At 50.0% G+C, this 11,960-nt stretch carries 9 protein-coding genes, 11 tRNA genes and 1 rRNA gene (1 of these 21 cut by a window edge); 1 reads left to right on the top strand and 20 read right to left on the bottom strand.

Annotated elements, in window-relative coordinates; genetic code table 11:
• Window positions 1-118 precede the first annotated feature (118 nt).
• A complete protein-coding gene (locus MHH48_RS08590; protein WP_076320433.1) occupies window positions 119-508 on the top strand; it encodes a TIGR04086 family membrane protein in 390 nt (129 codons plus the stop codon).
• Between the two features lie 119 nt (window positions 509-627).
• Here the strand turns inward: MHH48_RS08590 and yajC are convergent, their stop codons facing one another.
• From yajC to MHH48_RS08490, 20 genes are all read right to left on the bottom strand, one after another.
• Window positions 628-930 carry a preprotein translocase subunit YajC gene (gene yajC, locus MHH48_RS08585; RefSeq protein ID WP_076320432.1) on the bottom strand — a complete coding sequence of 101 codons (303 nt, stop codon included), beginning with the start codon at window positions 928-930 and terminating at the stop codon, window positions 628-630.
• Window positions 931-977: 47 nt separating this feature from the next.
• Window positions 978-2,117, bottom strand: a complete 1,140-nt coding sequence (tgt, locus tag MHH48_RS08580; RefSeq protein ID WP_076320431.1) for a tRNA guanosine(34) transglycosylase Tgt — start codon at window positions 2,115-2,117, stop codon at window positions 978-980.
• 20 nt (window positions 2,118-2,137) lie between these two features.
• Entirely contained in the window at window positions 2,138-3,169 is a 1,032-nt protein-coding gene (gene queA / locus MHH48_RS08575; RefSeq protein ID WP_076320430.1) for a tRNA preQ1(34) S-adenosylmethionine ribosyltransferase-isomerase QueA, read from the bottom strand.
• A gap of 5 nt (window positions 3,170-3,174) precedes the next feature.
• Window positions 3,175-5,265, bottom strand: coding sequence for a SpoIID/LytB domain-containing protein (locus MHH48_RS08570; RefSeq protein ID WP_076320429.1), 2,091 nt, complete (start codon window positions 5,263-5,265; stop codon window positions 3,175-3,177).
• Window positions 5,266-5,322: 57 nt separating this feature from the next.
• The gene (gene ruvB, locus MHH48_RS08565) at window positions 5,323-6,330 is read right to left on the bottom strand and encodes a Holliday junction branch migration DNA helicase RuvB (protein ID WP_076320428.1); all 1,008 of its coding nucleotides are present in this window, start codon (window positions 6,328-6,330) and stop codon (window positions 5,323-5,325) included.
• Between the two features lie 34 nt (window positions 6,331-6,364).
• Window positions 6,365-6,982: a Holliday junction branch migration protein RuvA gene (ruvA, locus tag MHH48_RS08560; RefSeq protein ID WP_076320427.1), complete on the bottom strand. Its 618-nt coding sequence runs from the start codon at window positions 6,980-6,982 to the stop codon at window positions 6,365-6,367.
• On the bottom strand, window positions 6,979-7,482 hold the full coding sequence (gene ruvC / locus MHH48_RS08555; protein ID WP_076320426.1) for a crossover junction endodeoxyribonuclease RuvC: 504 nt from the start codon (window positions 7,480-7,482) through the stop codon (window positions 6,979-6,981). The genes ruvA and ruvC overlap by 4 nt, the downstream gene beginning before the upstream one ends.
• 214 nt (window positions 7,483-7,696) lie before the next feature.
• Window positions 7,697-8,410, bottom strand: a complete 714-nt coding sequence (locus MHH48_RS08550; protein ID WP_076320425.1) for a BofC C-terminal domain-containing protein — start codon at window positions 8,408-8,410, stop codon at window positions 7,697-7,699.
• Window positions 8,411-8,557: 147 nt separating this feature from the next.
• Window positions 8,558-8,631, bottom strand: a tRNA-Pro gene (locus MHH48_RS08545).
• Window positions 8,632-8,639: 8 nt separating this feature from the next.
• Window positions 8,640-8,719 (bottom strand) — tRNA-Leu (locus MHH48_RS08540).
• Window positions 8,720-8,761: 42 nt separating this feature from the next.
• Window positions 8,762-8,838: transfer RNA gene (locus MHH48_RS08535), tRNA-Arg, on the bottom strand.
• A gap of 4 nt (window positions 8,839-8,842) precedes the next feature.
• Window positions 8,843-8,917, bottom strand: a tRNA-Gly gene (locus MHH48_RS08530).
• Window positions 8,918-8,958: 41 nt separating this feature from the next.
• Window positions 8,959-9,034 (bottom strand) — tRNA-Lys (locus MHH48_RS08525).
• 132 nt (window positions 9,035-9,166) lie between these two features.
• Window positions 9,167-9,243: transfer RNA gene (locus MHH48_RS08520), tRNA-Asp, on the bottom strand.
• Between the two features lie 31 nt (window positions 9,244-9,274).
• Window positions 9,275-9,351: transfer RNA gene (locus MHH48_RS08515), tRNA-Met, on the bottom strand.
• Between the two features lie 87 nt (window positions 9,352-9,438).
• Window positions 9,439-9,514, bottom strand: a tRNA-Val gene (locus tag MHH48_RS08510).
• 135 nt (window positions 9,515-9,649) lie between these two features.
• Window positions 9,650-9,724: transfer RNA gene (locus tag MHH48_RS08505), tRNA-Glu, on the bottom strand.
• Window positions 9,725-9,741: 17 nt separating this feature from the next.
• Window positions 9,742-9,833 (bottom strand) — tRNA-Ser (locus MHH48_RS08500).
• A gap of 5 nt (window positions 9,834-9,838) precedes the next feature.
• Window positions 9,839-9,914: transfer RNA gene (locus MHH48_RS08495), tRNA-Asn, on the bottom strand.
• A gap of 155 nt (window positions 9,915-10,069) precedes the next feature.
• Window positions 10,070-11,960 (bottom strand): 23S ribosomal RNA (locus tag MHH48_RS08490) (it continues 1,036 nt past the right edge of the window).

Below are 11,960 nucleotides of genomic sequence, written 5' to 3'. Positions count from 1 at the left end.
TACAACGGATTAATTAATGGAAATCATGCAAAACCGAATGCAAAATGCTCGGTTTGTACTATATGTACAGGCTTGGCCATACAATTTAATGATCAAGATTAGTTAAGGGGGATGATTCATGGAACCGATCCGGCGAGTTTTCACTTTCAGGATCTCCAATCCGATTCTTTCAGGACTTTTGTATTCTTTTTTCTGGATGTTTCTTGGCGCGTTTGCTTTATCCCTGCTTCTATGGGGCAGCGGACTAGCCGAAGATGATTTATCGTTCTACACGTTTCTCGTACATGCCATCGCAGCCTTTATCGGAGGTTGTGTGAGCGGCAAGCGCGCAGGAAACAAAGGTTGGTATTACGGATGCCTGACAGGGCTGATATATGGCATTACGCTGCTCGTCATTGGCTTTCTTGCTTTGGATAGTTCTTTATCTCTCGGAGATTTGACGCTGATTGCCACGGTATTTGCCGCCGGCGCCATCGGGGGAATGTTCGGGGTCAACTTAAAAAAATAAAGATTCAAACTAATGCTCCTGGCGAGCATCTCACTACCATGCTAAAAAACAAAGGCCGACTCCTAAAAGGAATCGGCCTTTGTTATAACGATTACATTCCATATGTAGGTGAAACGTAATTATGCATCCGCATTCACACTATGGCTGATAGAGTTACGATCGAACGTCAACTTCGTTACATCGTTCACTTTCAAGACCACAATATCGTCGGTAATCTCCACAATTGTACCGTGAAGGCCTCCAATGGTTACCACTTTATCGCCTTTTGACAAGGCGCTAAGCATTGCGTTTCTGGTCTTCTGTTTTTTCTGCTGTGGACGAATAAGCAGAAAATAAAAGATGACAAACATCAAAACGAAAGGCAGAATCAACCCTAAAATACCGCCTCCGCCTTGACCTGCACCAGCTGCTAAATCAAACATATCTTTCCCCCCTTTCACAAACTTATCATGATGGCCATGAACTTGCTTTAGAACCCTTTTTCATTATCATGTAGGCCGTACTTATCAAAAAACTCATCGCGGAAATCAAGCAGACGGTCTTCCATAATACTCTGACGCACGTTACGCATCAAATTGAGCAGGAAATGCAGGTTATGATACGTCGTCAATCTTAATCCAAACGTTTCATCACTCTTGATCAGATGACGCAAATAAGCACGCGAGTAGTTACGGCAAGTGTAGCAGTCACATTCCGGATCCAGCGGTCCGTAATCCCTGGCATATTGAGCATTTCGAACGACAAGACGGCCTTGACTTGTCATCGTTGTCCCGTTGCGAGCGATCCGCGTCGGAAGCACGCAATCGAACATATCCACACCACGAATCGAGCCCTCAATCAACGCATCGGGTGATCCGACTCCCATCAAATAGCGAGGCTTATTGTTCGGCAGCAAGGGCACCGTGTAATCCAGTACTTCATACATAAGCTGCTTCGATTCTCCCACACTAAGTCCACCAATAGCATAACCCGGGAAATCCATGGAAGTCAAATCACGGGCGCTCTGACGGCGCAGATCCTCATGCATGCCTCCCTGAACGATGCCGAATAGGGCTTGGTCTTCCGGTCTGGCATGGCTCTTAAGGCAGCGTTCAGCCCAGCGAGAGGTCCGCTCGGTGGATTGTTTAACGTATTCATACTCCGCAGGATAAGGCGGGCATTCATCAAAAGCCATCATAATATCAGATCCAAGGGCGTTCTGAATCTCCATCGCGACTTCTGGGGAGATAAACAGTTTATCTCCGTTCAAGTGGGAATGGAAATGTACGCCTTCTTCCGATATTTTTCTCATTTCTGCTAAGCTGAATACCTGGAAGCCTCCGCTATCGGTCAGGATCGGACGGTCCCAGTTCATGAATTTGTGCAGTCCGCCCGCTTCCTTCACAATATCGTGTCCAGGACGCAAAAAGAGATGATAGGTGTTGCTCAATATAATGTGGGCATCCATAGCTTTTAGTTCTTCCGGACTCATGGTTTTTACCGTTGCCAATGTTCCCACAGGCATGAATGTCGGCGTATCGATCACGCCGTGCGGGGTGTGCACTCTGCCGAGCCTCGCGCCCGATTGTTTACACGTTTTAATATGTTCATAAGTAACAGCTGCTACCATTGTATTAACCAACCTCCGAATTAATAGATAAACATCGCGTCGCCAAAGCTGAAGAATCGATATTCCTTCTCAACAGCTTCCTTGTACGCCTTCATAATGTGTTCGCGTCCGGCCAGCGCACTGACCAACATCACCAGCGTGGATTTCGGCAGATGGAAATTCGTAATCAGCGCGTCCACAACGGTAAAAGCATATCCGGGATATATGAAAATGCTTGTCCAGCCGCTGCTCTCACGCAGCGGCTCGCCTTCCAGCGCCGATCCAACCGTCTCCAGCGTTCTGCAAGAGGTAGTCCCTACAGCGATAACCCTACCGCCGCGCCGCTTCGTTTCATTCAGCAGCTCAGCGGTTTCCTGGGAAAGGGAATAGTACTCTTCATGCATGACATGATCCTCAACCTGTTCCACGGACATCGGACGAAATGTCCCCAGCCCCACGTGCAGGGTAATGAAGGCGATGTCTACTCCCTTGGCCTGAATCTGTTCCAGGAGAGCTTCCGTGAAGTGCAGGCCCGCCGTGGGAGCGGCTGCAGATCCTTCATGCTTTGCATATACGGTCTGATACCGATCGCGGTCATCCAGCTTCTCCTTAATATATGGCGGAAGCGGCATTTGCCCCAGTTCATCCAGGATTTCTTGGAAAATCCCTTTATACGAAAAGGATAGGATGCGAGCACCCATCTCGCCTTCTTCCTCAATGATCGCTTTTAATTTACCGTCCCCAAAGGAAATTACGTTCCCTTTTTTCAGCTTCTTGCCCGGTTTCACAAGTGCTTCCCACCGGTCTTGCCCCATATTCTTCAGCAGAAGGACCTCTGCTTTGGCACCGGTGTCTTCCTTTGCACCGAACAATCGGGCCGGTATGACCTTGGTATCGTTTAATACGAGTGTATCCCCCGGATTCAGGCTGTCTATAATGTCCGCAAACGTTTGATGGCTTATATATCCGTTCTCTTTGTCCAGCGTGAGAAGCCTGGAAGAGCTTCGATCAAGCAGTGGCGTCTGCGCAATTAAGTGTTCGGGTAATTCAAAATCATACAAATCCACATTCATGTCGTTCAGTCCTTCGTAATAGTCGTGTTGCGGTAATAGTGTTGGAGTATCTGCTTGTAATCATACCCTTCATCTGCCATTCCTTTGGCACCCCATTGGGACATGCCCAGTCCGTGGCCTAAGCCTTTACCGGTAAATTTAAAGCCGGAAGAGCTTTCAATCACACGTGCTTTCCCCGTTCCATTCATCACAACGGTACCGGAACCTTTGACATTTCCGTTACCGCTCCCTGAGATAACGGATATCGTTTGGCCGCTTGAAACCGTTGATACCGCACCATTCGCGCTCAATACAGTATAACTTCCGGTCGATTCAATATCAAACAATGTGCTTGGCAGTCCGTTAAAAGCCGAGCGGAACATATCCGGATATTTTACGTCCAGCACTTGACCGTTGGCTTTCACCGTAAGGGCACGTCCAGAAGGGCCTCGCTCCGTTACATCCAGCGAAGTAATAGAAGCAGGCAGGCTGTTAGTGGTTTTTCCTTTTAGAGAGGACAGTAGTTGATCCGAAGTATACGGACCGCGAACCCAGTCATAGCTGTTGGATTCCGCCACTTTCTCAAGGACGACAGCCGTTTCTCCTGGATTCATCTTGCCTACAGGCTCAACGTTCGATTGGATCAATGGCAATGGGCGTACATTCGTATCCTTGGCGGTAACGGTCATATAGAGGAGCCCTGCCGATGTTTTGTTGCCGGTTTCCTTCACATTGTCCTCACGTACATAGCCTGTAGCGCCACTCGGAAGAAGTACATGATACCAAGATTTAAGCGCTGCTTGGGATGAGGAATCTCCAGTGCTTTCCACCGCGGCAAACAGATCGTTACGGTTACCCCACACCTCGGTGGAGTCCGCCGTCATTCCTCCGCTATTGGAGGAGAACACGGTTTCCACTATTTTGCCATCTTTCATGACAACTTCGCCGTCAGTTGCATCCACTGCCTGAATAATGCTTGGATACTCATAGGCGGTCCCATAATAGGCCTGGCTTAGCGTTGTGTCCACGACATGGGCTACTTCGAACTTATTTCCTTGGAAGAGCGCATAACTGCGTGCCGCTACAGCCTGTGCTTTCAGCGCTTCAACACCCCAAGTAGATGGCACCTCGGCTCCAACGACGGAATACAGGTACTGCTGGAACGGCAGTTCATTGACGAGATACAATTGACCGTTCTTTTGTCCGATCTCCAAAGCGCCTCGATAGGAGCGATCCGATCGCTCCTTCACATTCGTTCCGGCACCTGAGCTTCCTTCTACCCGCAGAACCGACTGACCACCTGACAACATATAATGCTGTGTCTCTTGAGGAGTCGCCAGGTTCAGGCTTACATCTCGTCTCATCATCAGACCCGTGGTTGCGGCATTCATTTCAACGAGGGCGCCGGATATTGGAGCAGCTTCCTGTCTGACTGCAGCCAGATCGGCTGTGTTGGCTGCCTCGCCTACCCAAACCTCATAAGCGGATGCACCTCCGTTAGGTACCACAACATTGAAGGCATCCATGCCGGCATTTGCATACGTCTTACGTACAGACTCCGCCTCAGCCTCCGATCCGTACGATCCCGCAGACAAATGCAGTCCGCCTTTAACAGAAGGCGTTTGACCATTCAGATATGCAGCTACCGTCTTCGCAGTTCGCGTTGCCGCGTCCACGGCCGCTTTCTCTGTCCCATACATACCGGCATATAGTTTGTATACATTGCCGTCTGCAAACAGCGTCGGTTTGTCATTCGTCGCCTCCAGTTTTTTTGCCGCTTCCGAAGCCGTTTTCCAATCCGTGGTCTCGAGCACCTTGACGCGGTATGTATCCACACTCATTCGGACCTGCTGGTTTGCTGGAATGCTCATCAAAGTCTGCTGAGCACCGGATACAAGCAGCGATGTCGTCAGAGCCTCAGCGGATTTCAGCGTAACGGCATTGGTTGTTGATTTATACTGACTTCCCAGATCCAAAAACATCGCAACTCGAATCGTATCTATTGAAGGAGCGGCCGCATGTACTGCAGGCGCGCTCCATAAGGTTCCGGCAACAGCCAGTGACAAGAGTCCCTTGGTGGTCCAACCGAATAATGATTTCGTCCAGTTCCTATCCATTTAAGTCTTTCCTCCTGTAGCTATTAGGATTTGGTATGAGTGTAATGATTCTATAATCTAACGACGATCTTCAGGGAAGGGAATACCTAAATGTTGATAAGCTGTGGGCGTTACAACCCGTCCCCGGGGTGTACGCTGCAAGAAACCGATCTGCAGGAGATACGGTTCATAAACATCTTCAATGGTTTGGCTTTCTTCTCCAATGGTTGCCGCGATGGTATCCAGACCTACAGGTCCCCCACGGAAGCTTTTGATCATGGCGTTCAACATTTTATGATCAATAAAGTCCAGTCCCATCGGATCGATCTGCAGCATTTTCAGCGCTTCCTGAGCAATGCTTGGCGTTATCATGCCATCTCCTCGAACCTGGGCATAATCACGCACCCTTTTCAAGAGACGGTTGGCAATTCGGGGCGTCCCGCGCGACCTCAGGGCAATCTCTTCTGCTGCCTCTCCTAATATCTCGATCTCCAAAAGATCCGCATTGCGTGACACAATGTAACTCAGCTCGTCCACCGTATAGAATTCCAGACGGCTTACCACGCCAAAACGGTCCCTAAGCGGCGCAGAGAGCAATCCAGCCCGGGTAGTGGCGCCAATTAAGGTAAACGGTGGCAAATCCAGACGTACCGAGCGTGCGCTTGGCCCTTTCCCGATCATAATATCCAGCGCAAAATCCTCCATCGCCGGATACATCACTTCCTCTACCGTCCGGTGCAGCCGATGGATCTCATCAATAAACAGGACATCTCCTTCCTGCAGATTAGTGAGAAGTGCAGCCAGATCCCCCGGTCGCTCGATTGCCGGACCGGAAGTCGTACGGAGATTAACGCCAAGCTCATTGGCGATAATATTCGCCAGTGTCGTTTTGCCGAGTCCCGGAGGACCGTACAACAACACGTGGTCAAGCGCTTCGTTACGCATTTTTGCCGCTTCGATATATACCTTGAGATTTTCCTTAACTTGATTCTGTCCTATATATTCAGCCAAATAGCGTGGACGCAGGCTAAGCTCGACAGCCTGTTCGTCCATCATTAGATTGGCGGAAATAATTCGATCGTCCATCTATATAAACTCCTCTCCTGCAGCGATTCTCTATCTAACCAGCGAATAGCTGCTGCAGTGCCCGCTTCATGAGCACATCGACGGATTCGCCGCTTGCGCCGGAATCCTTGATCTTGAGCCAGACCTTGTCCAGCTCGCTATCCGTATAACCAAGAGCCTTCAATCCTTCACGTGCCTCAGACCACGCCGAGCCGTCAGCTTCCGGCTCAGGCTCCTGAATGGCAAAAAGACCTGTCATCATGCTCGCATTTCCGAATCCCTCAAGCTTGTCCTTCAGGTCCAGAATCATGCGCTGCGCTGTTTTCTTACCGATTCCCGGAAGCTTGATTAAGAAGGATACATTCTCCTGGTAGATGGCGGAAACCACATGATCCGGTGATCCCCCGCCCAATATGCCGAGCGCCACACGCGGACCGATACCCGAGACTTCGATCAGTTTACGGAACAGCTTCTGTTCCTCCCGTGTCGGAAATCCAAACAGCAGGATGGCATCCTCACGGACATGATGATGGGTAAACACCGTGATGGTTCCTTCGGTTTTGGCAAAAACATACGGATTCGGACAGAACACCCGATATCCTACCCCATGAACATCCAATACAATATATTCACTCTCTAAGTGGACTACCTGTCCCCGTAAAAAATCGATCATTTTCGCAATACCTCATTTAACTTGGAATTCAGTGTATAGGAATGCGCGTGACAGATCGCTACAGCCAATGCATCCGCCACATCGTCAGGTTTGGGAATGCTCTGCAACTTCAGGAACATCCTGACCATCTCCTGTACCTGTTTCTTCTCGGCCTTGCCATAGCCGACGATCGCCTGCTTCACCTGCATCGGCGTATATTCTGCAATCGGGAGCCCGCGCTGGACCGCAGCCAGGATAAGAACTCCTCTGGCCTGGGATACGGACATCGCCGTGGTTACGTTGCGGTTAAAAAACAATTTCTCGAAAGCAACGGCCTCAGGCTCATATTTATCAATAAGCTGCTGCATGCCTTCGTACACGTGTTGCAGCCTCTCTTCATCCGGTGTATGGGCTTCCGTCTGGATACAGCCATACTGTACCGGTGTAACTTTACTTCCAACCTTATCTACAAACCCGAAACCTACAATCGCAATCCCGGGGTCGATCCCTAAAATGCGCAAACCAATCTCTCCTCTGATGAAGCGAACATATGTATCGTTCTCTCATTATAACAAAAGATCGACCTCTGTTGAGGAAAAACTTTGATCCTTTAAGCAACCGTTACGTATCCACTATATTGAGACCGCTGACATCCCCCTCCAACGCAAAAAAACTGCCCGGAAAATTTCCGGGCAGCAGCATTTTCAGTCACCAAGCGACAAAGCAGGGACAATTTTAAGGGGTCGGGTTCATGACATTCTCAGCCATATCCCGTGCATAATCGCTAAAGGTTGACAGAACACTGTTATACTCTTCCATATCTTGGATTCGAATACCTTCTTCAAGCTGCTTGATCACATCTTTGGGCAAAGAAGACTCCATCGAACCGACATCCAGCTGAAAGAAGGTCCGCATCACTTTCTCTTCTTCCGGTGGGCCATCAAACAACGTTAAGTTTCCTTTGGAATCGATACTCATATAAGCTTGCCTCTTACAGGTGGGGGAGAGGTCGGATACGGTGTGCTCCAGCCAAACTACTCCTTTGTTATCCAAGCGTCCCTGCCATAAAGGATTTTTATTCATCAGTTCATAAATACCGTCCGCCGTAAGCTTACCCATATCCTGCTCTTCGATGCCACATACATAAGTGATGCGAACATGAACATGCTTCTTTCCCTTCGAGGTATTCAGCTTCTGCATAAATTCCCTCTGATCCTGCCGGCGTTCTTCCAACTTATCATCCGCGATCTGCAAGTAATGCATCGTTTCTACGGCCAGTGGCGTTTCGTCGGATGCAGCAGTGAGCAGCTTATGCATCTGATCCTTTATATTCTGGCCGGTCCATATCATGATACCTGCGATCAATAGGATTGCACAGGGCCAAATCGCGCGTCTCCAGCGTCTCCACCGTTTTCTGAACAGCTTCTTAAAGAAATGAAAAACACTCAAGGTTATCCCCTTCTATTCAATGTTTTTCATATTGTGACCGGGAAGCTGCCAAATTATTCAGTTCCGCTTTTGCCATTAGCATCATTTTCAATCCATAACAAAGAAAGACTGCTTTCAGTTACACTGAAAGCAGTCTTTCGATTCGAATCGGGATGACACGATTTGAACATGCGACCCCCTGGTCCCAAACCAGGTGCTCTACCAAGCTGAGCTACATCCCGTTAATTAATGCCGGTGAAGGGACTCGAACCCCCACGGTTTCCCTCACGATTTTGAGTCGCGCGCGTCTGCCAATTCCGCCACACCGGCACAATGAAATTTCATATAGAGTAAGCAATTTAGTTTAAAAAATGGCACGCCCTGAGAGATTCGAACTCCCGGCCTTTTGATTCGTAGTCAAACGCTCTATCCAGCTGAGCTAAGGGCGCAAAATGGAGCGGACGACGGGAATCGAACCCGCGACCCTCGCCTTGGCAAGGCGATGCTCTACCGCTGAGCCACGTCCGCAATGTAAATATGTATTCCGTCTCAAGCTCTCTTGGTAAAGATGGTGAGCCATGAAGGACTCGAACCTTCGACACCCTGATTAAAAGTCAGGTGCTCTACCAACTGAGCTAATGGCTCTTATTACTAAGAGTAAAGAATGGCGGAACTGACGGGATACTCTCTCTTCGTTCGAGACTGCGAAGTCTATGCTAACGAAGATGATGCTTCGACGAACCCATGATGGATTCTCATCCCTGAAGCTTATAAGAATGGCGGAACTGACGGGATTCGAACCCGCGATCTCCTGCGTGACAGGCAGGCATGTTAGGCCTCTACACCACAGTTCCATGAGGCATTATCGCTATCGCGATATAAAATTGGTTGCGGGGGCAGGATTTGAACCTACGACCTTCGGGTTATGAGCCCGACGAGCTACCGAACTGCTCCACCCCGCGTCATTAAAAGGGTTGCTTGTATGGGGTCCCCGAAAAGTAATCAGAATTACTTGCGAAGCATGTGCTTCACTTTTTGGGGATAAATCATGGTGGAGGCTGAGGGGATCGAACCCCCGACCCTCTGCTTGTAAGGCAGATGCTCTCCCAGCTGAGCTAAGCCTCCGTCTGGAATGTTGTTAAAGATAAGGGTGACCCGTAGGGGATACTCTCACTTCGTTCGAGACTGCGAAGTCTATGCCTACGAAGTTACCCTCCGACGAACCGACGGGATTCTCATCCCCTGATGCAATAAAGATAGTGGTGACCCGTAGGGGATTCGAACCCCTGTTACCTCCGTGAAAGGGAGGTGTCTTAACCCCTTGACCAACGGGCCATATATGCAGTCCTTGCTGGCGGAGAGAGAGGGATTCGAACCCTCGAGACGCTTTTGGCGCCTACACGATTTCCAATCGTGCTCCTTCGGCCAACTCGGACACCTCTCCATAAGTGGCTCCCCGAACAGGACTCGAACCTGTGACAACTCGATTAACAGTCGAGTGCTCTACCAACTGAGCTATCAGGGAACAATATTTAATTCAAGTGATTGATCACCTGAAAACTAGATACGAAACGAATTTGCGTGTTTTAGAATCCGTAGCATTTCCCCCATGCAATATCGGGGTCCCCGGAAAGTATTCGGCGTTGCTTCAAAGCTTCGCTTCACTTTTTGGGGTGTTTTTTGGATAAGCCCTCGACCGATTAGTATTGGTCAGCTCCATGCATTGCTGCACTTCCACCTCCAACCTATCTACCTCGTGGTCTTCAAGGGGTCTTACGAATTGGGAAATCTCATCTTGAGGGGGGCTTCACGCTTAGATGCTTTCAGCGCTTATCCCTTCCGTACGTAGCTACCCAGCCATGCTCCTGGCGGAACAACTGGTGCACCAGCGGTACGTCCATCCCGGTCCTCTCGTACTAAGGACAGCTCCTCTCAAATTTCCTACGCCCACGACAGATAGGGACCGAACTGTCTCACGACGTTCTGAACCCAGCTCGCGTACCGCTTTAATGGGCGAACAGCCCAACCCTTGGGACCTACTTCAGCCCCAGGATGCGATGAGCCGACATCGAGGTGCCAAACCTCCCCGTCGATGTGGACTCTTGGGGGAGATAAGCCTGTTATCCCCAGGGTAGCTTTTATCCGTTGAGCGATGGCCCTTCCATGCGGTACCACCGGATCACTAAGCCCGACTTTCGTCCCTGCTCGACTTGTAGGTCTCGCAGTCAAGCTCCCTTATGCCTTTGCACTCTTCGAATGATTTCCAACCATTCTGAGGGAACCTTGGGGCGCCTCCGTTACTCTTTAGGAGGCGACCGCCCCAGTCAAACTGCCCGCCTGACACTGTCCCCGTACCGGATTACGGTACCAGGTTAGAACCTAGATACGATCAGGGTGGTATCCCAACGTCGCCTCCACACAAGCTGGCGCTCATGCTTCAAAGGCTCCCACCTATCCTGTACAGATCGTACCCAAATCCAATATCAAGCTGCAGTAAAGCTCCATGGGGTCTTTCCGTCTTGTCGCGGGTAACCTGCATCTTCACAGGTATTAAAATTTCACCGGATCTCTCGTTGAGACAGCGCCCAAGTCGTTACGCCATTCGTGCGGGTCAGAATTTACCTGACAAGGAATTTCGCTACCTTAGGACCGTTATAGTTACGGCCGCCGTTTACTGGGGCTTCGGTTCACAGCTTCGGATTGCTCCTAACCGCTCCCCTTAACCTTCCAGCACCGGGCAGGCGTCAGCCCGTATACTTCGCCTTACGGCTTCGCACAGACCTGTGTTTTTGCTAAACAGTCGCTTGGGCCTTTTCACTGCGGCCCCCTCGGGCTATTCACCCTACCGAGGCACCCCTTCTCCCGAAGTTACGGGGTCATTTTGCCGAGTTCCTTAACGAGAGTTCTTCCGCGCGCCTTAGAATTCTCTTCTCGCCTACCTGTGTCGGTTTGCGGTACGGGCACCTTCACCTGACTAGAGGCTTTTCTTGGCAGTGTGAGATCATGACCTTCGCTACTATAATTTTCACTCCCCATCACAGCCCAGCCTTATCGATGTGCGGATTTGCCTACACATCAGCCTCACTGCTTGGACGGACATCCATCAGTCCGCGTCACTACCCTCCTGCGTCACCCCATCGTTCATAACGGTTTACGGTGGTACAGGAATTTCAACCTGTTGTCCTTCGATTACGCCTTTCGGCCTCACCTTAGGTCCCGACTTACCCTGAGCGGACGAGCCTTCCTCAGGAAACCTTGGGCTTTCGGCGGATCAGATTCTCACTGATCTTTTCGTTACTCATACCGGCATTCTCACTTGTATGCTGTCCAGCGCTCCTTACGGTACACCTTCAACCTACATACAACGCTCCCCTACCCCTGATGCAAAGCATCAAGCCATAGCTTCGGTGGTGTGTTTAGCCCCGTTACATTTTCGGCGCAGAGTCACTCGACCAGTGAGCTATTACGCACTCTTTAAATGGTGGCTGCTTCTAAGCCAACATCCTGGTTGTCTGTGCAACTCCACATCCTTTCCCACTTAACACACACTTGGGGACCTTAGCTGATGGTC

The organism is Paenibacillus sp. FSL F4-0100 (assembly GCF_037993005.1).
Lineage (GTDB): Bacteria > Bacillota > Bacilli > Paenibacillales > Paenibacillaceae > Paenibacillus_AQ.
Note: the sequence above shows the minus strand (reverse complement) of the source record. Positions and strands in the feature narration are given on the sequence as shown.

Excerpts from the sequence above, each read along its gene's own strand:
- yajC (WP_076320432.1), bottom strand. The coding sequence starts at position 930 with ATGTTTGATTTAGCAGCTGGTGCAGGTCAAGGCGGAGGCGGTATTTTA.
- ruvA (WP_076320427.1), bottom strand. The coding sequence starts at position 6,982 with ATGATCGATTTTTTACGGGGACAGGTAGTCCACTTAGAGAGTGAATAT.
- queA (WP_076320430.1), bottom strand. The coding sequence starts at position 3,169 with ATGAATGTGGATTTGTATGATTTTGAATTACCCGAACACTTAATTGCG.
- ruvB (WP_076320428.1), bottom strand. The coding sequence starts at position 6,330 with ATGGACGATCGAATTATTTCCGCCAATCTAATGATGGACGAACAGGCT.
- tgt (WP_076320431.1), bottom strand. The coding sequence starts at position 2,117 with ATGGTAGCAGCTGTTACTTATGAACATATTAAAACGTGTAAACAATCG.
- MHH48_RS08590 (WP_076320433.1), top strand. The coding sequence starts at position 119 with ATGGAACCGATCCGGCGAGTTTTCACTTTCAGGATCTCCAATCCGATT.
- MHH48_RS08570 (WP_076320429.1), bottom strand. The coding sequence starts at position 5,265 with ATGGATAGGAACTGGACGAAATCATTATTCGGTTGGACCACCAAGGGA.